Raw genomic sequence first — 20,153 nt, forward strand, 5'->3', positions numbered from 1 at the left:
GGCGACGACGACGGCGACGGCGTGAACAACTGCGACGACAAGTGCCCCGGTTCGCAGGCAGGCCAGACCATCGGTCCGGACGGCTGCCCGGTCCCGGTTTCGATCGACCTGAAGGGCGTGAACTTCGACTACGACAAGTCGAACCTGCGTCCTGACGCGGTGCAGATCCTGACCGAAGCCACCGAGATCCTGAAGCGCTATCCGGAGCTGAAGGTCGAAGTCGCCGGTCACACCGACTCCAAGGGCACCGATGCCTACAACCAGGCCCTGTCCGAGCGTCGCGCCCGCGCCGTGTACGACTACCTGACCAGCAACGGCATCGACGCCGCGCGCCTGGTGGGCCCGAACGGCTACGGCGAAAGCCGTCCGATCGCTCCGAACACCAANCGCTCGAGTGGTCCTTCGCGGATGCGAGCTATGTTTCGGTGACCCCTGTCCGAGCGTCGCGCCCGCGCCGTGTACGACTACCTGACCAGCAACGGCATCGACGCCGCGCGCCTGGTGGGCCCGAACGGCTACGGCGAAAGCCGTCCGATCGCTCCGAACACCAAYGAAGATGGTTCGGACAATCCGGAAGGCCGTGCGAAGAACCGCCGCACCGAGCTGAACGTCCAGAACTGATCTGGCGTCAGGCAACACCTTCGAAGCCCGGCCTAGTGCCGGGCTTCGTTTTTCCAGCTTTATAAAGAAGGCGATAGCTCGACGGACGTGCGGTTCGCGCGACTTCACGAGCCAACTTCCGCATTCACGTCGCGCAGGTTGTTGCACGACACACCCGCGCCTACACTCGCTGCAGATAAAAAGCTCGCGGAGTCGAACATGCAGCGCGCACTCACTGGTCTCCTTCTTTTCGCCCTTGCCAGCACGGCGCATGCACAGGCGGCGGGTAACTGCGCAACACTCGGTGGCTCCGGCCTCCCTGTGCAGCCGACGCTCGTAGCGCCACTGTCCCCCGAACTGACTGCGCCTACGCACCAGCTCGGTGCTCCCACAGGCGTGCTTGCGCAGGCCTTCGATGAAGCCCTCGCCGTCGACAACGTGCTGCTCCGCCAGCGCCTGGAAAACTGTCTCGCGCTTGCGAAGGCGACGCCCGCGACGAGCCCCGCTCTTCCGTCTTCATCGGGTCCGGCTGCTTACAAGCCGCAGACGCAATACGACAACACGCCCTGGCGCTTCGATATGAGCCAGAACGGCAAGCGCATGACCGCCGAAGAATTCGATGCATGGATGAAGGCGCGCGGCGTGCGCGTCGCCAAGGGCGCACCAGCCCCAACGCCTCCACCGCCGGTCGAGCCGCCGCAGGAACCGAAGAAGAAGTAGCGCCAGCGGTAGCCTATATATGGCCGCGGGCAATGCGCGCCACGGTCTCGCTCGGGTGCTGTCCAAGCGCGGCGTGTGTTCGCGCAGCGAAGCCGCGCGATGGATCGCAGCCGGGCGGGTGAGCGTCGACGGAAGGACAGTGCGCGATCCCGAATTCCCCATCATCGCCGGCGGGAATGCCCGCATAGCGGTGGACGGACGCGACATCGACGAACCCGCGCGCCTCTACCTGATGTTGAACAAGCCCCGGGGCCTGGTCACGACCGCGCAGGACGAGCGTGGCAGAGACACTGTCTATCGCTGCTTCGATGGCGCGCAGTGGAACAACGCGCCGCTGCCATGGCTCGCACCCGTGGGAAGACTCGACCAGGCCAGCGAGGGCCTGCTGTTGTTCTGCAACGATCCCGAGTGGGCGGCACGCATCACCGACCCACAGGCCGGACCTGACAAGACATACCACGTGCAGGTCGACGCGATTCCCGATGAAGCCCTGCTCGCCGGACTCGTGCGTGGCGTGGAGCACGAAGGCGCGCTCCTGCGCGCGAAGGTCGCGCGTCTGTTGCGGGCAGGCGAGCGCAACGCCTGGCTCGAGATCGTCCTCGACGAAGGACGCAACCGGCAGATCCGCCGCTTGCTTGGCGCCTTCGACATCGAGGTCCTCAGGCTGGTGCGCGTGGCCGTCGGCGGCCTGTTGCTCGGTGATCTGCCCAAAGGGCAGTGGCGCGTACTGGGCGAAGCAGAGCTTGCAGCTCTGGATGCCTGAAGTGCGCTGAAGTATTTCGCCAGCCCGCTTCGCGCAAAGTGTGTCGTGCGCCACATGGTGCATCGCAGAAGAAGCATGCGTACCGAAGCTTGCCTGTCGCTTCCCGCACGCAACACTGATATCTGCGTTGCAACTTGAAGTGTGCGGTCCGCCACGCATCGCGAAGGATATCGGGGGGCTGTTCAGTGGAGCGCGCAATCTGTGTGCGTGCGCACCATTTTCCGCATGGTCGACGTGTTCATTTCCCCGCACGCCCGGCAAACGGGGGAACTAGGGGATGAACATGCGCATGATCATGGTGGCACTGCCGTGCCTGCTTTTCTGTGGCTTCGTGTCGGCCAGGGAAGCTCCTTCGCTCGATGTACGCACCGGCGCCGACAGCCAACTGATGGCGACGGCGTTTGATGCCATCCACGCAGAACATCCGCTGGTCGGCAAGACCGGCGCGATGGAAGCTGCGAAGAAGAAGTCGGCCAAGACTGCTGCCAAGGCCGCGCCGGCACCAGCACCCGCCGCGCAGCCGACCGACACCAGCAAGCGCTTCAACATGACGCAAAACGGCAAGCGGATGACTGCCGACGACTTCGACGCGTGGATGAAGAAGAATGGCTATCGCGTCGCTACCGGCGCGCCGGCAGCGGGGAAGGAAGAACCGCAGAAGGGCGCGAAGAAGTAATCGTTTCCTTTGCGGAACATGGCAACGCCCCGCGCCGGTCACGGCTGCGGGGCGTTCGTGTTGTCACGGGTATGAGGTCGAACCCGGGCGTCGCAGTACCCGGGCGCTCGCTCAGGCCTTGATCACGCCAAGCTCGCGGCCGATCTTGATGAAAGCCGCGATCGCGCGATCCAGGTGTTCGTGCGTGTGCGACGCCGATATCTGCGTGCGGATGCGGGCTTGGTCCTGAGGCACAACCGGGAAGAAGAAACCGATCGCATAGATGCCTTCCTCGAGCAGGCGCTGGGCGAACTTCTGCGCCAGCGGCGCGTCGTAGAGCATCACCGGCGAGATCGGATGCACGCCCGGCTTCACGTCGAAACCGGCGGTCGTCATTTTCTCGCGGAAGTACGCGGTGTTTTCGGCCAGCTTTTCGCGCAGGTCGCCAGCGGCGGACAGCATCTCGAACGCCTTGACGCCGGCTGCAACCACATGCGGCGGCAGTGAATTGGAGAACAGATACGGACGCGAACGCTGGCGCAGCAGTTCGATCACTTCCTTCCTCGCCGTCGTGAAACCGCCGAGCGCGCCGCCCATCGCCTTGCCCAGCGTGCCGGTAAAGATGTCGATCCTGTCCATCACGCCCTTGACTTCGGCGGAGCCGCGGCCGGTCTTGCCGAGGAAGCCGGTGGCGTGGCATTCGTCGATGTGCACCAGGGCGCCATATTTCTTTGCCAGCGCGGTGATCTCGTCCAGCGGCGCGATGAAGCCGTCCATCGAGAACACGCCATCGCTTGTGATCATGATCGTGCGCGCACCATCGGCCTTCGCCTGCTGCAGCTGCTTCTCGAGATCCGCCATGTTGCAATTGGCATAACGGTACCGCTTGGCCTTGCACAGACGCACGCCGTCGATGATCGAGGCATGATTGAGCGCATCGGAGATGATCGCGTCGTTTTCGTCCAGCAACGGCTCGAACAGGCCGCCATTGGCGTCGAAGCAGGCCGCGTAGAGGATCGTGTCTTCGGTGCCGAAGAAGTCGGCGATCGTCTTCTCCAGCTGCTTGTGCAGGTCCTGCGTGCCACAGATGAAACGCACTGAGGCCATGCCGAAGCCGTGCGTATCAAGCGCCTCCTTCGCTGCGGCGATCACGTCCGGATGATCGGCGAGGCCGAGGTAATTGTTGGCGCAGAAGTTCAACACCGTGCGGCCGTCGGCGAGGGTGATCTCGGCCGATTGCGGAGAGGTGATGATGCGCTCGGACTTGAACAGGCCAGCGGCGCGGATTTCTTCGAGGGTGTCGGCGTAACGTTGGGTGAGGGATGACATGACTTCTCGCTCGTCATTCCCGCGAAGGCGGGAATCCATGGACTTGGTTTGCAATGCCCGCGATTGAAGGGAGTCCAGCGACGAAGCAACGGCAACGTCCATGGACTCCTGCTTCCGCGGGAATGACGTTGATCAGTTCCAGCTCAGTACGACCTTTCCTGCCTTGCCCGATTCCATCAGTTCGAATCCCTGCTGGAATTCATCGACCGGCAACTGATGCGTCAGCACCTTGCCAAGCGGGAAGCCGGACAGCACCAGCTGCGTCATCTTGTACCAGGTCTCGTACATCTTCCGGCCGTAGATGCCGTGCAGGGTCAGGCCCTTGAAGATGATCTTGTCCCAGTCGGCGCCGGCGCCCTTGGGCATGATGCCGAGCATTGCGATCTTGCCGCCGTGGTACATGCAGTCGAGCATGTCATTGAAAGCGCGGGGATTGCCGCTCATCTCCAGGCCGACGTCGAAGCCTTCCATGTGCAGGTCCTTCATCACGTCCTTCAGCGACGTGTTGGACACGTTCACCACGCGCGTCGCGCCCATGTCGGCGGCGAGCTTCAGGCGGTAATCGTTGACGTCGGTGACGACGACGTTGCGCGCACCGATGTGCTTGCAGATACCCGCGGCAATGATGCCGATCGGGCCTGCGCCGGTGATCAGTACGTCTTCGCCGACGACATCGAACTCAAGCGCGCAATGCGCGGCGTTGCCGTAGGGATCGAAGAACGCGGCCAGTTCCGATGGAATCTGGTCCGGAATCGGCCACAGGTTCGAAGCCGGCATGACGATGTATTCGGCGAAGGCGCCGTTGCGATTCACGCCGATGCCGACGGTGTTCGGGCACAGGTGCTGGCGGCCGGCGCGGCAATTGCGGCAATGGCCGCAGACGATGTGCCCTTCGGCCGACACGCGTTGACCGATCTTGTACCCGGTGACGCCCGGACCGAGGTCGACGACGCGGCCGACGAATTCATGGCCGATCACCAACCCCGGCTTGATCGTGCGCTGGCTCCATTCGTCCCAGAGATAGATGTGCAGGTCGGTGCCGCAGATCGCGGTTTTCTCGAGCTTGATCAGCACCTCGTTCGGGCCCGGCGCGGGCACCGGCACCTCTTCCATCCAGATGCCCTTGGTGGCTTCGCGCTTGACCAGCGCCTTCATCGTTTGCGACATGGGATTTGCCTGCCTGGCTTGCTTGATTTGGCGGGCCGCGCAGTGCGCGGCGAGAAGGGCGAAATTATACGCCCGGGTGCGTGCCGGCTCCGGTGCAGCGTTTGCCGACAGCGGGCGGCTCGCCTATCGTCGCGGCTTCTTTTTCCGGTCCTTTTCTGATGCCGACCATTCGCCGCCGTCTGTTGGGTCTTTCCCTCTCGCTGTTGGGTGCGAACGCGCATGCCGACGAAGGCATGTGGATGCCCTCGCAATTGCCAGATCTCGCCAGGGAGATGAAGGCGGCGGGCTTCAAGGGCGATCCGCGCGACCTCGCCGAGCTCGCGAAGCCGCCGATGAGCGCGGTGGTGAAGGTGGGCGGCGCCAGCGGCGCGTTTGTTTCCGATCAGGGCCTGGTGCTCACCAACCACCACGTCGCCTTCGGCGTGATCCAGTACAACTCGAAGCCAGGGCGCGATCTCATCAGGGACGGCTACATCGCCAACACGCGGGCCGACGAACTGCCGTCCAACCCGGATTACCGGGTGCTCGTCACCACCGGTTTCGATCGCATCACCGACCGCATCCTCGGCGATGCGAAGGGTAAACAGGGCCGCGCGTACTACGACGCGGTCGATGCAGCGACCAAGCGGGTAGTCGCCCAATGCGAACGCGAAGCCGGCTATCGCTGCAGCGTCGCCAACATGTACTACGGCACCGACTTCTATCTAGTGCGGCAACTCGAACTGCGCGACGTGCGGCTCGTCTACGCGCCCCCGAACGACATCGGCAATTACGGCGGTGAAGTCGACAACTTCGTCTGGCCACGCCACGCCGGCGACTTCACTTTGCTGCGTGCTTATGTCGGCAAGGATGGAAAGCCGGGCGATTACTCGCCAGACAACGTGCCGTATGTGCCGTCGGCGCACCTGCAGGTCTCCACGGCAAACCTCAAGGAAGGCGATTACGCGATGCTTGCCGGCTATCCGGGCGTGACCTTCCGTCATCGAATGGCGTCCGAATTCGCGCAGCAGATCGAGTGGCAGCTGCCGTCGCGCGTGGCGTTATACCAGCGCATGATCGATGTCGTTGAGGGCGCCGCGGCGAAGGACGAAGCCGCGCGCGTGAGTTACGCCTCTCAGGTGCGCAGCCTGAAGAACAATCTCAAACGCGCGCAGGGCGAACTCGATGGGCTGCGTCGAAGTAACGCAGCGGCGGTACGCCGGAACGACGAAGCCGCAATGTATGCATGGCTGGACAGGCAATCCGATGCCACCACCACGAAGGCCGATATCGCTGCCGCGCAGGCCGTGCTCGATAGGGCAGCGGCGATGCGCGAACGCGACCAGCTGCTCGGCGTGATCGTTTCCCAGAGCCAGCTGTTGAAGTCAGCCGTGACGTTGCAGCGCCTTGCGCATGAACGAACGAAGCCGGATGCACAGCGGGAGAGCGGCTTCCAGCAGCGCGACGAAGCGCTGATCGCCGGGCAGCTGAAGCAGGTGCAGCGCCGTTACGCGGCCGATGTCGAAAAAGCATTGCTCACGGAGCTCCTCGCCCAATACGAGGCATTGCCTGCCGCGCAGCACGTACCCGAATTCGACACCGTGTTCGGCACCACGCCCGCGCAACTGAAGACGAAACTCGATGCGCTCTACGCCGGGACGCAACTGGGTGCGGAAAGCCAACGCCTTGCTGCCATGCAGGCCGACCGCGCCACGCTCGCCACATCGAAGGACTCCCTGCTGCAGGCCGCCAATGCATTGCTGCCCGCGCTGCTGCGGATCGAAGAGGAAAAGAAGGCCAGCGAAGGCGAACTCCTGCGCCTGCGTCCGGCCTACATGCGCGCGCTGATCGGCTTCCGCAAGTCGCAGGGCCGCGCGGTGTATCCGGATGCGAATTCCACCCTGCGCGTGAGTTACGGCCGTGTCAGCGCGCTCGATCCGCGTGACGGCGTGCATTACACGCCGCTGACGACGGTGCAGGGCATCCTCGAGAAGCACACCGGCGAGGAGCCTTTCAATGCGCCGCAACCGCTGCGCGACGCGATCGCGAAGGGCGACTTCGGCAGCACCGCCGAACCAACCCTGAAAACGCAGACAGTCGACTTCCTCACCAACCTCGACACCACCGGCGGCAATTCCGGTTCGGCGGTGATGGATGCGTACGGGAAGCTGATCGGCCTCAACTTCGACAGCAACTGGGAGGCGGTGAGCGCGAGCTGGATGTTCGATCCGCGCTACAAGCGCGCGATCCATGTCGACATGCGCTACATGCGCTGGCTGCTGGCGAAGGTGTATCCGGCACCGCACCTGCTGAAGGAAATGAACCTGCCGGCGGAGTGAGCCGATGCGGCTGCTTTGATGTTGTTCTGTAGGGCGAAGCAAGCTTCGCCCTACAAAGTGTTGAGCGAATCAGCCCAACGTGTAGTCGAACGTGTACGAATGCGCGCCGCCTTCGGCAATGTCGATGCGCAAGGTGCCGCGCAGTCCCTGCAACTCGTCCTTGCCCGTGCCCGGCACCACGCCCACCGTCAGCGACGACGCGCCGCGATCCATCGTCCCGCTGTGCTGGAACATGAAGCTGCCGCGACGTCCCTGCAGCGTGCCGATGACGTGTTCCATGGCCACGTAGCCGGCGGAGCCCGCGCCCGGGTCTCCTCCGCTCAGCATCTCGACGACGCCGGTCGCGTCGAGGTCGCCGTGGAAGCGCTTCTCGAAGCGGATCCGACCGAACGAAGCGCCGTTCCCTGCATCCACCATTTCCATCGCGGTCCGCTTTACATCGAAAGGACCCTTGGCCTGTTGCTCCATGACGCGCTCCTGTGTGGGGGATGCCGCATGCTAAGGGCCTATTGCATGCGATTTCATAAGCAACCATTGCGAATCCGCGTCCGCGCTCTGTTAGGCTTCCTCCGTCGCGGATTCCCATGCCATGCCGGCCCCGTCTCCCGACCCGTGAGTGACCCGCGTTCCGAGTTGTATTCCGGCGACGCACTCAGTTCCACACGTTGTGCCGGCTACGCAGGCTTTCCGCGCTCCCACCCCTCTAGGAGCTTGCGATGAAAGTACTGGCCTGCGATGGCATCCACGAAGACGGTCTGGCCCTGTTCCGCGAAGCGGGATGGGACGTGGTCGTGGCCGCCGACCCCATCAAGGATCCCCAGGTCCTCGCCCTGGCGTTCGCGGACGTCGATGCCGTGCTCGTGCGCTCGGCAACGAAAGTGCCGGCCGAGGCCCTCGCCAACGTTCCCAACCTCAAGGTGATTGGCCGCGCCGGTGCCGGCGTCGACACGATCGATGTCGACGCTGCGACGGCCAAGGGCATTGCGGTGATGAATGCCCCCGACGGCAACACGCTGGCCGCCGCCGAACACGCCATCTCGCTGCTGTTCGCGCTCGCGCGCCACGTGCCGCGCGCCGACGCGGGCATGAAAGCCGGCGAGTGGCCCAAGGCCGGCCTCACCGGCTTCGAGCTGGAAGGCAAGAAGCTCGGCGTCATTGGCCTGGGCCGCATCGGCGGTACCGTTGCGCGCAAGGCGCAGGGCATCGGCATGGAAGTCGCCGCGCACGACCCGTTCCTGCCGGCTTCGGCCGCGGGCAAGGGCAGCGTGCCGCTGAAGACGCTCGATGAGCTGCTCGCATGGGCCGACATCGTCACGCTGCACATCCCGCGCACCAAGGAAACCACCAACCTGCTGTCGGAAGAGCGCATGCGCGCGATGAAGAAGGGCGCGTACGTCATCAATGCCGCCCGCGGTGGCCTGGTCGACGAAGCCGCGCTGTTGCGTCTGCTCGACGAAGGCCAGCTCGCCGGTGCCGCGCTCGATACTTTCGCCACCGAGCCGTTGCAGGCCGATTCGCCGCTGCGCAAGCATCCCAAGCTGATCCTCACGCCCCATCTCGGCGCCTCGACCAGCGAAGCGCAGCAGGCCGTCAGCACGATCCTCGCGCGCCAGATCATCGACTTCGTCGCTACCGGCGCGGTCGCCGGCTGCGTCAACCTGCCGCCGCTCACCGCCGAAGCCGCGCGCGAAGTCGGCCCGTGGATGCCGCTGATGTCCGCGCTCGGCCGCCTCGCATCGCGCCTCGTGGATGCACCGACCAGGCTCACCGTGACCTACGCCGGGCGCACCGAAGCACTCGACACGCGGCCGCTCACGCGATTGCTCGTTGCCGCGCTGCTCGGTCCGCACTCCGGCCGTGTCACGCCGGTGAATGCGTTGCATGAAGCCGCCACGCGCGGCCTGGTGGTGGCGGAAACCGTGGGCGGCGACGGCGACGGTTTCGACCGCCTGCTGAGGATCCGCGTCGAAGGCGGCAAGAAGCCGCGCGAAATCGAAGCGACGTTGCATCGCGGACCACGCGTGGTCCGGCTGGACGGCGTCGAGATCGAATTCGATCCGCAGGCGCACGTGCTGCTGCTTCGCAACGAGGACCGTCCGGGCATGATCGGCACCGTGGGTTCGCAGTTGGGCGCGGCCGGCATCAACATCGTCAACTTCGCGCTCGGCGCGGCGGGCGAGGGCGAGGCGCGTGCGGCGATCACGGTCGATCGCGAGTTGAGCGACAAGCAACTCGGCGCGTTGCGAGCGACGCCAGGCGTGCTGTCGTTGCAGCAGGTGTAAGCATGAAGATATTGCTCGCACGCCACGGCGAAACCCCCTGGAATGCCGAAGGCCGCTACCAGGGGCAGGAAGACATCCCGCTCTCGCCGGTCGGTGAATCGCAGGCACGCGCGCTGGGCGAACGCCTGCACGAGGTACGCATCGATCGCGCCGTCGCGTCGCCATTGGTGCGTGCCGCACGGACCGCGCAGTTCGCGCTCGGCGAACAGCGCGCATCGATGCTCACGCTCGACGAAGGCCTGATGGAAATCGCCCACGGTACGTGGGAAGGCCTTCTCGCTTCGGAGATACATGAGCGCGATCCCGACCTGATGCATGCGTGGCGCCACGCCCCGCACGAAGTGCTGATGCCGCAGGGCGAATCGTTGCAGCACGTGCTCGATCGTGCGTGGCCCGCGTTCGAGCGCGCGTGCTCCGGCATGGGCGCGCACGAGACGCTGCTCGTCGTTGCGCACGATGCGGTAAACCGGGTGCTGCTGTGCCGTGTGCTCGGCATCCCGCTGTCGAAGTTGTGGTCGTTCCGGCAGGCACCGACGACGCTCAACCTGCTGGAGGGCCCCGACGTCGATCACCTCGATGTGGTGCGGCTCAATGATTGCAGCCACCACACGGCGTTGTTTGGCGAAGCCGTGCACCGGGCCCTCTGACATCTTCCCTCGCTCCGCACGCGGAGAGAGGGACAGCGTTGCGCAGCAACGCAGGGTGAGGGGTCGGGCGGCTGGTTTCGCAACCGACAGCAAAGGCAAAAGCGCTCTCATCTGCCCTTCGGGCATCTTCTCCCAGCTCCACGGGAAGAAGGGAAGGGCAGAGGGGAGCGCGACCGCAACTACAATGCGCACATGGCCCGCACGCTCCCCGAATGGCTCGACTACATCGAGCGACAACATCCGAAAACCATCGACATGGGTCTCGACCGCGTGCGCGAAGTCGCCACGCGCATGCGGCTGAAGAAGCCGGCGAAGAAGGTCATCACCGTCGGCGGCACCAATGGCAAGGGCTCGACGGTCGCCTTCATCGAGGCGATCGCGCGCGCCGCGGGATGGAAGGTCGGCGCATACACCTCGCCGCATCTGCTCGCCTACAACGAGCGCGTCCGCATCGATGGTGTCGACGCTAGCGATGACGATCTGGTCGCCGCGTTCGAAGCCATCGAAACCGCGCGTGGAGAAACCCTGCTGACGTATTTCGAATACGGCACGCTGGCCGCGCTCTGGCTGTTCGAACGCTGCAAGCTCGACCTGGCACTTCTCGAAGTCGGTCTGGGTGGCCGCCTGGACGCAACTAACCTTGTCGACCCCGATGTCGCGGTGATCACCACCGTCGACGTCGACCACCAGGACTGGCTCGGCAACGATCGCGAGACCATCGGCTTCGAAAAAGCCGGCATCGCGCGAGCGTGGAAACCGCTGGTGCTCGGCGAAGACGATCCGCCGGCGAGCGTGCTTCGCCACGCCTACGCAATCGGTGCTTCCGCGATCCGCGCGGGTTGCGATTTCTTCTTCGACTCCGCCGCTGCGCACGGCAACCGCTTCAGTCCCACCGATTCGGTGCTGCCCGATGCTGGCCGCTGGACGTGGCGCGAGCTGGGAAAATCATTCGACCTGCCATTGCCGCGCCTCGCCGCACCCGCGCAGCTGCGCAACGCCGCGACCGCGATCGCCGCGTTGCGCGCGCTGGGGAGCAAGCTTCCGCCCGAAGCGATCGCCCAGGGCGTCGCGAGTGCGCACGTCCCCGGACGCCTGCAGCGTTTCGAGCGCAACGGCGTCGAAGTCGTCGTCGACGTCGGCCACAACCCGCAGGCGGCGCGCGAACTGGCCGCGTGGCTCACGACGGCACCGGCGCTGGGCCGCACGTTCGCCGTGTTCGCCGCGCTCGGCGACAAGGACATCGCGGGCGTTGTGAACGCGCTCGCAGAGCGCATCGATGCGTGGCATCTGGCCGGGCTGGCCGACAGCGGCCCACGCGGCCTCACCGTCGACGCATTCGCTGAGCGCCTCGCGGGTAGTGCGGCGGCTTCGGGCACCCGCCGTGCGGATGTCGCCGCTGCCCTCGAAGCAGCGGTGGCGCAGGCAGCGCCGGGCGATCGCGTGCTGGTGTTCGGCTCCTTTCACACGGCGGCCGCCGCGCTCGAGTGGCTGAAGACGAAGTAGCAGGCTCCCGGCTGCATTGCAGGCAGCACCCACCCAGGGCAAAAGGCGGCGCGCCAGCTCGCTCGCGCGCCCAACCCACATGTATGTACCGGCGTTCATCTCAGTCCGGCAGGCACCGCGATGCGACGCGTATAATTCGCGCGCCCTTCCCCCGAGGCCCATGAATCGATGGAACCCGCTTTGAAGCAGCGCGTGGTAGGTGCGGCAGTACTGGTGGCGCTGGCAGTGATTTTCCTGCCCATGCTGATCAAGGGCCCGGCGCCCGAAAGCGGTGTCTCCGACGTTCCCCTCAAATTGCCCGACGCCCCGCAGGGCGACGGCTCGCTGCAGACGCGCGAATTGCCGCTGGTCGCGCCCGGCGCGGCGCCGGCGAGCGGCGTGGTCGGGCTCGATGCCAGCGATGCGCAGGCCGATGACGCGGCTGAACCCGCATCCGGGGCCTCCACGGACAGCGCAATGATGCCGGCCGCCACTGCGGGCGGCGATTACGTCGTGAGTTTCGGCCGCTACGCCAGCGCGACGGATGCCGACAAGGTTGTCGCGGCACTGCGCGCATCGCAGCTGCCGGGTTACCAGGAATCCACCATCGACGGCGGCCGCACGCTCTACCGCGTCCGCATCGGGCCGTACGCCACGCAGGCCGACGCCGAAGCCGCGCGCCTGCGCGCCGCGCACGTACGCGACGACGTCGGCGCGAAAGTCGTCGTGCTCGATGCCGGCGCCGCGCAGCCCGCGCAAACCGGACAGTCCGTGTCAGAGCCGGCGCCTGCTTCGCAGCCGGTCGCCGCGGCGAGTACGCCCGTATCGAAGCCGGAACCGCTGGTTGCGGAACCCAGGCCCGCGGCTCCGAAACCCACGGCCACGGCGACCAAAGCGGCCACGACTACGACGGTCAAGCCGGCCGCGACCACGACCGCCGCCGCCGCGCCCAAGCCCGCGCAACCGGCCGCTTCCGGCACCGGTTTCGCCGTGCAGTTGGGTGCTTTCGCGAGCCCAACTGAAGCCGCCAAGCTGCGCGATCGCGCCCGCGCCGCGGGCATGCGTGCCTTCGTCGACTCGGTGCGTACCGACAAGGGCGTGCTGAGCCGCGTGCGCGTCGGTCCGGTGCTGACGCGTGCCGAAGCCGACCAGCTGAAGGCGCAGGTCGCGGCCAAACTCGGCATCGGCGACGCGATCGTCAAACCGCAACCGTGATTTTGTATCCCCGCACCCCTCGCCCCGCTTGCGGGGAGAGGGACCGCTTCGCGGAGCGAAGCAGGGTGAGGGGCAGTGACAGGAGCGACGAGCCATGACGGCGCTGGACTGGGTATTGCTGCTGATCATCGGCGTGTCGGGCCTGCTCGGCCTGCTGCGCGGAATGATCGGCGTGGTGATGTCGCTGGTGGCTTGGCTGCTGGCCGGACTGACCGCATATCTGTTCGGCGGCGACGTGGGCCGCAGCCTGGTGACGGACGGCCAGCTCGGCTGGGGCGAGTACCTCGGCGGCTACGCGATGAGTTTCGCCATCGTATGGATCGCGGTGGCGCTGGTCGGCCTGCTGGTTCGCCGGTTGGCCCAGGAAGCAGGATTGTCGGGCGTGGATCGCCTGTTGGGTTTCGGTCTAGGCGTGGTGCGCGGCCTGTTTTTCGCCTGCGTGCTGCTGTTGATGCTCGGATTGACCGGAATCCCCGGCAAGCGTGCGTGGCACGAATCGACCGGCGTCGCGGTGCTGCTGCCGGTGGCGAAAACGATGCGTGCTGCGATGCCGCCGTGGATGGCGCTGCGCATCGACCTGGAAGGGCGGGGCACCTCGCTGCAGGACGAAGCGGAACGACTCAGGCAAGCGATGCCGGACGGATTGCCGATCGCGGATATGGTGTCCGGGGGCGTGCTCCCGGATGGGGCGCTTTCCAAGGGACTGCTGGCGGACGGACTTCCGCAGGCGCTACCCGAACTTCTCCCGCCCGCGACGGAAACGACGCCACGGCAGAAGGATCCAAAACTGGTTACCGCGGATCCACCGTCGCAGGGCACGCCGCCCGACGACGCGAAGGTCCTCTGAAACATCCTTATTTGCAGGATTCAAGCTTATGTGCGGCATTCTCGGAATCGTCGGCAACACGGATGTCGCCGCGCAGCTCTACGACGGACTGACGGTGCTCCAGCATCGTGGCCAGGACGCGGCCGGCATTGCCACCGCGGATGGCGGCAAGCTCCGCGTGCACAAAGGCAATGGCCTGGTCAGCGACGTCTTCGACGAGGACTCGATGCAGCTGCTGCAGGGCAAGTTCGGCATCGCCCACTGCCGCTATCCGACCGCGGGTTCGGAAGGCTCCGACGAGGCGCAGCCGTTCTACGTGAATTCGCCGTACGGCATCGCGCTCGCGCACAACGGCAACCTGATCAACACCGACAAGCTGCGCCGCGAGGTCTTCGAGCAGGACCGCCGCAACGTCAATACGGAATCCGATTCGGAAGTGATGCTCAACGTGTTCGCGCACGAACTCGATACGCAGAAGTCGCTGACACCCGAAGCGGTGTTCCGCGCGATCGAGGGCGTGAACCGCCGCTGCATCGGTGGTTATGCGGTCGTGGTGTCGGTGCTCGGTCTCGGCCTGGTCGCCTTCCGCGATCCGCACGGCATCCGTCCGCTGGTGCTGGGCAAGCGCACCAAGAACGGTACCGACGAATACGCCGTCGCTTCCGAATCCGTCGCGCTCGACCTGCTCGGCTTCGAGCGCATGCGCGACGTCGGTCCCGGCGAATGCATCATCATCACCGCGCGCGGCGAGCTGTTCACCAAGCAGACCGCCGAGCCGCAGGAGCACACGCCCTGCATCTTCGAATACGTGTACTTCGCGCGTCCCGATTCCATGATGGACAACATCTCGGTGCACAAGGCGCGCATGCGCATGGGCCAGAAACTCGGCGAGAAGATCTTGCGCCTGCGCCCGGACCACGACATCGACACGGTGATCCCGATTCCGGACACTTCGCGCGATGCCGCGCTGGAAATCGCCAACGTCCTCGGGGTGAAGTACCGCGAAGGCTTCATCAAGAACCGTTACGTCGGCCGCACCTTTATCATGCCGGGCCAGGGCCAGCGCACGAAGTCGGTGCGCCGCAAGCTCAATCCGATCCCGCTGGAATTCAAGAACCGCGTCGTGCTGCTGGTCGACGACTCGATCGTGCGCGGCACAACATCGCAGCAGATCGTGCAGATGGCGCGTGAAGCCGGCGCGCGCAAGGTCTATCTCGCTTCGGCCGCACCGCCCGTGCGCTATCCGAACGTCTACGGCATCGACATGCCGTCGGCGGAGGAGCTCGTCGCGCACGGCCGCACCGACGAGGAAGTGCAGCAGCTGCTTGGTTGCGACTGGCTGATCTACCAGGATCTCGAGGATCTCGAGGACGCGGTGTCCGGACCGAAGCACCACCTGGAGCACTTCGATTCTTCATGCTTCAACGGCGAATACGTCACGGGTATCGAGGATGGATACTTCGATCGCATCAAGCAGCTGCGGTCGGATGAGGCGAAGAAGACGCGGCGGGCTTCATAGTCCGTTCTTTGTTCTTTGTTCTTTGTTCTTTGTTCTTTAGTTCTTTGTTCTTTGTTCTTTGTTCTTCGTTATTCGTTTTGTTGTTTGTTGTTCGTCGTTGCTTTTTTGCTCGTCATTCCCGCGGAAGCGGGGCTTTTCCACAGACGAATGTCTGGTAATCCGAGTGACTTGCCGTTGCTCTTGTGTCGGAGCTGAAGACACGGAATTGCCCTGGTATGACGAGCCTGATCGCACGCACGCAGAATTCATGACCCACCTCTTCGCCGCCGCCCGCAGCTGCCTCGACGCCGCTACGCCTGAAGAGAAACTGGCGTGCACCTTCGCCGCCGCCGAAGCCTTCGCCCGCGACGGACTCGTCATTCCCGCAGACGCACCGCCGCCCGAACCCATCCGCATGCCTGGCCGCCCCGCGCGACCCAGGCTCGTGCACCCGCGCGATCTCCCGCGCCGCGGCTTCGGAACGAAGGAAGGTCTCGCCGCCTTCATCCACGCCGTCGTGCACATCGAATTCAACGCGATCGATCTGGCCTGGGACGCGGCCTATCGCTTCCGCGGCATGCCCGATGCGTTCTACGCGGACTGGGTCGGCGTCGCCAACGACGAAGCCCGGCACTTCGCGATGCTGCGTGAGCGCCTGCAGCAACTCGGTTACGACTACGGCGACTTCGACGCACACAACGGCCTGTGGGAAATGGCCGAGAAGACAGCGCATGACGGCCTCGCGCGCATGGCGCTGGTGCCACGCGTGCTGGAGGCGCGCGGGCTCGACGTTACCCCGGGAATGATCGCGAAGCTTCGCTCGCTCGGCGACACTGCGACGGTTGGCATCCTCGAAATCATCCTGCGCGAGGAAGTCGCGCACGTCGCCGCGGGCTCGCGCTGGTATCGCTGGTATTGCGGGCGCGCAGGTATCGAGCCACGCTCACGCTTTCGAGAACTGTTGCACGAATATGCGGGTGGCGTGCTGCACGGTCCGTTCAACACCGACGCGCGGCTCGCCGCCGGTTTCGATGAAGACGAGCTGCTGAGCCTGCAGGCTGAGTCGACCGTTGTAGCGGCAAAGTAGCGGCACGACAGCTAACGACGGCGCGGCACATGCGCCACCTGATGGAGTGACGAACATGCGCAGCAAGTTCACCCGTGTTTTCCTTCTCTGTGCGGCTACGTTGTCATTAGCCGCATGCCCGCGTTCCCCGCAATCACCATCCGCGGAGACGCCTGCTGCAATGGCTCCGGAGCCAGCACCCATGAACGAGCCCGCGTCCATGCCGGCCACGCCGCCGCCGGGCCCGCTAGCCAAGCGCGCCGCTGGCCAGGAAAACGAGCCGCTGATGGCCTGGCGCGCGTTCGGCACCGAACCCTTCTGGAACGCGCGCGTCGATGGCGACACGCTGATCTTCAGTACGCCGGAAGATCAGGCCGGGCGCAGCATGCATGGCAGGCGCGTGCCGTCGCTGGTCGGCTTCGTCTACATCGGCAAGGACGGAGACAGGGAATTCAATCTCGACATCCGCCCCGGCGAATGCAGCGACGGCATGTCGGATAACCGTTACGAGTACGTCGCGAATTTCATTTACGGCGATACGACGTACAAGGGTTGCGCTGAAGCCGCGAAGTGATCGCGAACAGCCAGGAAGTGCGAGCTTTCTCTCCCCTAGGGGAGAGGGTAGCGCGCCGCGCCGGATGCGAGGCGGCGAAGCGACTTCGGTGAACGACGATAGAGCATCTGTCCTTCCCTTCTCCCTCCGGGAGAAGGTGGCGCGTAGCGTCGGATGAGGGCGCGACGAAGCGAAGATGAAGAGCAATCAGCTCATTGCACGGTGCTGTTCACCCGCAGGGAGAGGGGCTTGAAACGCCAGCTCAAAGCGCTTCGAGCTTTACTCCGTCCGCGTCCACACGCAGTACCGACCCCTGGTCATACCAGTCGCCCAGCACGATGCGCTGATGCGCCCGTCCATCTACATCCAGGTCATGGATCGCGGGTCGATGCGTGTGCCCGTGGATCAGTCGAGTGATGCCGAAACGCGACAAAGTCGTCTCCACCGTCACGGGCGCCACGTCGGTGATCGTTTCCATCGCGCCCTTGTCCTGCAGTCCTGCCTGATGCGCCTTGCTTGCCGCACGTGCCTGTTGCGCGAACGCCACGCGCGCGGCCAGCGGCTGCGACAGGAACTGCTGTTGCCACGCCGGATTGCGCACCTGCGAGCGGAACTGCTGATACGCCACGTCGTCGGTGCACAGAGTGTCGCCGTGCATCAGCAGCGTGGGCTGGCCGTACAGCATCACCACGACCGGATCCGGCATGATCGCCATGCCGGCGCGGCGCGCGTAGGTTTCGCCAAGCAGGAAGTCGCGGTTGCCGCGGATAAAGAACACCGGCACGCCGCCTGAAGCGAGCGCGCTCAGTTCGCGAGCGACGAAATCGCCGGTTTCCGAGGGATCGTCGTCGCCGACCCATGCCTCGAACAGGTCGCCCAGGATGTAGAGCGCATCGGCGCGGCGCGCTTCTTCACGCAGGAAACGGCCAAACAGGTCGGTGACCTGCGGGCGCTCGGCATCGAGGTGCAGGTCGGAGATGAAAAGCGTGGTCATCGGGCCATTTTAAGGGGCTCGGGGCGGACGCGCTGCGCAGCGGCTAAAATTCAACCTTTCCGCACGTTCCCGAGCTCCAGGATGACCCGTACCCGCTTCGCCCCCAGTCCCACCGGCTACCTGCACATCGGCGGCGCGCGCACCGCGCTGTACTGCTGGCTGGAGGCGCGCCGCCGTGGCGGGCAGTTCATCCTGCGCATCGAGGACACCGACCAGGAGCGTAGTACGCAGGCCGCGATCGACGCGATCCTCGACGCGATGCAGTGGCTGGGTCTCGATTACGACGAAGGCCCGATCTACCAGACCCATCGCCTGGCCCGGTACAAGGAAGTCGCCGAGCAACTCGTCGCATCCGGCCATGCGTACTACGCGTACGAGACGAAGGAAGAACTCGAAGCGATGCGCGAAGCGGCGATGGCGAAGAACGAGAAGCCGCGCTACAACGGCGCCTATCGCGAGCAGGATGCCGGTTTCCGGGATGATCCGAACCGCGTGATCCGCTTCAAGAATCCGCTCGACGGCGTCGTGGCATGGGAAGACAAGGTCAAGGGCCGCATCGAGATCAGCAACACCGAACTCGACGACCTCGTGATCTTCCGCTCCGACGGTTATCCGACCTACAACTTCGCCGTCGTGGTCGACGACATCGACATGCGCATCACCGACGTGGTGCGCGGCGACGACCACGTCAACAACACGCCACGCCAGATCAACATCTACCAGGCGCTCCGTGCGCCCGTGCCGCATTTCGCGCATCTGCCGATGATTCTCGACGAACAGGGCGCCAAACTGTCCAAGCGCACCGGCGCGGCCGACGTCATGCAGTATCGTGATGCCGGTTACCTGCCGCATGCGCTGCTGAACTACCTCGTGCGCCTGGGCTGGTCGCATGGCGACCAGGAGATTTTCTCGATCGCGGAGATGATCTCCCTGTTCGACCTGAAGGACGTGAACGCGAAGGCTTCGCGCCTGGATCCGGCGAAGCTCGGCTGGCTCAACCAGCAGTACCTGAAGGCCGATGCGCCCGAAGACGTCGCCAGGTATCTCGAATGGCACCTGCTCAACCACGGTTTCGACCTGTCGAAGGGCCCACAGGCTGCCGACATCGTCGTCGCACTGCGCGACCGCGTGCAGACGCTGAAGGACATGGCCGAGCGCGCCGCGGTGTGGTTCCAGCCACTCACGCAGTACGACGAAGCCGCCGTCGCCAAGCACCTCACCGCGTCCGCGCAGGCGCCGCTGGCCGATGCGCGCGAGCGCCTGGCGAAGCTGCCTTCATGGTCGGCTGAATCCGTCTCCGCGGCATTGCACGAAACCGCCGAAGCGCTCGGCATCGGCATGGGCAAGGTCGCGCAGCCGCTGCGCGTGGCGATCACCGGCACGCAGGTCAGCCCGGATATTTCGCACACGGTGTACCTGGCCGGGCAGGGCGAAGCGGTCGCGCGCATCAACGCGGCCCTTGCAAAACTGCCCGTGGGCGCCTAAATCGAAGCCATGGCCCATTCCCCCGCCTGCACCGACCCGCAGCACCACGTTCACGATGGCGACGGCTTCGTGCGCGAGGTCGAGCGCGCATGCGAGCAGCGCGGATTGCGCCTCACGCCGATCCGTGCCAACGCGCTGCGGCTGATCGCCGATGCGGGCCGCCCGATCAAGGCCTACGACCTGCTCGACCAGATGAAGACGACGCACGACGCCGCGGCGCCGCCGACGGTGTATCGCGCGCTCGACTTCCTGCTCGAGCACGGCTTCATCCACAAGCTCGCGTCGATCAATGCCTACGTGGGCTGCCACCATCCCGGTGGCGAACAGCACGCGGTGCCGTTCCTGATCTGCGACAACTGCCAGTCCGCGACGGAACTGGAAGATGCGGACGTCGTCGATTCGCTCGAAGCCAGCGCCCGCGCGTTGGGTTTCATGCCGCAGGCGCAGACGCTGGAAGTGCATGGGTTCTGCGTGAACTGCGCGAAACAGGAAGCGGCGGAATAACACCGTTGAATTGGTTCGAACAGCACTTGGTGATCAGCACGGTCACGAC

At 65.2% G+C, this 20,153-nt stretch carries 19 protein-coding genes and 1 pseudogene; 16 read left to right on the top strand and 4 right to left on the bottom strand.

The window, feature by feature from the left end; all coding sequences use genetic code 11:
• From ASD14_RS03240 to ASD14_RS16425, 5 genes and pseudogenes are all read left to right on the top strand, one after another.
• A partial coding sequence (locus ASD14_RS03240; RefSeq protein ID WP_157475201.1) for an OmpA family protein occupies positions 1–386 on the top strand: 386 nt, incomplete at both ends.
• A 46-nt stretch (positions 387–432) separates the two neighbouring features.
• Positions 433–621, top strand: a pseudogene (locus ASD14_RS15640) (OmpA family protein); the annotation flags it as partial.
• A gap of 198 nt (positions 622–819) precedes the next feature.
• Positions 820–1,320, top strand: coding sequence for a hypothetical protein (locus tag ASD14_RS03245; RefSeq protein ID WP_056128985.1), 501 nt, complete (start codon positions 820–822; stop codon positions 1,318–1,320).
• Between the two features lie 19 nt (positions 1,321–1,339).
• Positions 1,340–2,083, top strand: a complete 744-nt coding sequence (locus ASD14_RS03250; RefSeq protein WP_056128988.1) for a pseudouridine synthase — start codon at positions 1,340–1,342, stop codon at positions 2,081–2,083.
• 277 nt (positions 2,084–2,360) lie between these two features.
• Complete coding sequence (locus tag ASD14_RS16425; protein ID WP_056128991.1) at positions 2,361–2,759, top strand: hypothetical protein; 399 nt, start codon at positions 2,361–2,363, stop codon at positions 2,757–2,759.
• A gap of 111 nt (positions 2,760–2,870) precedes the next feature.
• Here the strand turns inward: ASD14_RS16425 and kbl are convergent, their stop codons facing one another.
• Positions 2,871–4,067, bottom strand: coding sequence for a glycine C-acetyltransferase (gene kbl, locus ASD14_RS03260; RefSeq protein WP_056128995.1), 1,197 nt, complete (start codon positions 4,065–4,067; stop codon positions 2,871–2,873).
• A gap of 132 nt (positions 4,068–4,199) precedes the next feature.
• On the bottom strand, positions 4,200–5,234 hold the full coding sequence (gene tdh, locus ASD14_RS03265) for an L-threonine 3-dehydrogenase (RefSeq protein WP_200947012.1): 1,035 nt from the start codon (positions 5,232–5,234) through the stop codon (positions 4,200–4,202).
• Between the two features lie 158 nt (positions 5,235–5,392).
• Here tdh and ASD14_RS03270 point away from each other — a divergent pair, with 158 nt between their 5' ends.
• Complete coding sequence (locus tag ASD14_RS03270) at positions 5,393–7,552, top strand: S46 family peptidase (protein ID WP_056128998.1); 2,160 nt, start codon at positions 5,393–5,395, stop codon at positions 7,550–7,552.
• Positions 7,553–7,621: 69 nt separating this feature from the next.
• Here the strand turns inward: ASD14_RS03270 and ASD14_RS03275 are convergent, their stop codons facing one another.
• The gene (locus ASD14_RS03275; protein ID WP_056129001.1) at positions 7,622–8,020 is read right to left on the bottom strand and encodes a DUF3224 domain-containing protein; all 399 of its coding nucleotides are present in this window, start codon (positions 8,018–8,020) and stop codon (positions 7,622–7,624) included.
• Positions 8,021–8,268: 248 nt separating this feature from the next.
• Here ASD14_RS03275 and serA point away from each other — a divergent pair, with 248 nt between their 5' ends.
• From serA to ASD14_RS03315, 8 genes are all read left to right on the top strand, one after another.
• A complete protein-coding gene (gene serA / locus ASD14_RS03280) occupies positions 8,269–9,834 on the top strand; it encodes a phosphoglycerate dehydrogenase (RefSeq protein ID WP_056129004.1) in 1,566 nt (521 codons plus the stop codon).
• Between the two features lie 2 nt (positions 9,835–9,836).
• Positions 9,837–10,481: a histidine phosphatase family protein gene (locus ASD14_RS03285; protein WP_056129006.1), complete on the top strand. Its 645-nt coding sequence runs from the start codon at positions 9,837–9,839 to the stop codon at positions 10,479–10,481.
• Positions 10,482–10,673: 192 nt separating this feature from the next.
• Entirely contained in the window at positions 10,674–11,984 is a 1,311-nt protein-coding gene (folC, locus tag ASD14_RS03290; RefSeq protein WP_056129010.1) for a bifunctional tetrahydrofolate synthase/dihydrofolate synthase, read from the top strand.
• Between the two features lie 168 nt (positions 11,985–12,152).
• Positions 12,153–13,178, top strand: a complete 1,026-nt coding sequence (locus ASD14_RS03295; protein WP_056129011.1) for an SPOR domain-containing protein — start codon at positions 12,153–12,155, stop codon at positions 13,176–13,178.
• A gap of 94 nt (positions 13,179–13,272) precedes the next feature.
• Positions 13,273–14,025 (top strand): CvpA family protein, encoded by a 753-nt coding sequence (locus tag ASD14_RS03300; RefSeq protein ID WP_056129014.1) that lies wholly within the window; start codon positions 13,273–13,275, stop codon positions 14,023–14,025.
• A gap of 28 nt (positions 14,026–14,053) precedes the next feature.
• Positions 14,054–15,523: an amidophosphoribosyltransferase gene (gene purF / locus ASD14_RS03305; RefSeq protein ID WP_056129017.1), complete on the top strand. Its 1,470-nt coding sequence runs from the start codon at positions 14,054–14,056 to the stop codon at positions 15,521–15,523.
• Between the two features lie 247 nt (positions 15,524–15,770).
• Entirely contained in the window at positions 15,771–16,589 is an 819-nt protein-coding gene (locus tag ASD14_RS03310; protein ID WP_056129020.1) for a ferritin-like domain-containing protein, read from the top strand.
• Positions 16,590–16,770: 181 nt separating this feature from the next.
• Positions 16,771–17,142, top strand: a complete 372-nt coding sequence (locus ASD14_RS03315) for a hypothetical protein (RefSeq protein WP_056129023.1) — start codon at positions 16,771–16,773, stop codon at positions 17,140–17,142.
• A 241-nt stretch (positions 17,143–17,383) separates the two neighbouring features.
• Here ASD14_RS03315 and lpxH read toward each other — a convergent pair whose 3' ends face one another.
• Complete coding sequence (gene lpxH / locus ASD14_RS03320) at positions 17,384–18,115, bottom strand: UDP-2,3-diacylglucosamine diphosphatase (protein WP_056129025.1); 732 nt, start codon at positions 18,113–18,115, stop codon at positions 17,384–17,386.
• Between the two features lie 81 nt (positions 18,116–18,196).
• On the opposite strand from lpxH, the gene gltX reads away from it, so the two are divergent.
• Together gltX and ASD14_RS03330 are read left to right on the top strand one after the other, a co-directional pair.
• Entirely contained in the window at positions 18,197–19,600 is a 1,404-nt protein-coding gene (gltX, locus tag ASD14_RS03325) for a glutamate--tRNA ligase (RefSeq protein WP_056129029.1), read from the top strand.
• Between the two features lie 9 nt (positions 19,601–19,609).
• Positions 19,610–20,104 (top strand): transcriptional repressor, encoded by a 495-nt coding sequence (locus ASD14_RS03330; RefSeq protein ID WP_056129031.1) that lies wholly within the window; start codon positions 19,610–19,612, stop codon positions 20,102–20,104.
• Positions 20,105–20,153: the final 49 nt, after the last annotated feature.

Origin of the sequence: Lysobacter sp. Root494 (assembly GCF_001427225.1) — a bacterium.
In the GTDB taxonomy this organism is placed as follows: domain Bacteria; phylum Pseudomonadota; class Gammaproteobacteria; order Xanthomonadales; family Xanthomonadaceae; genus Agrilutibacter.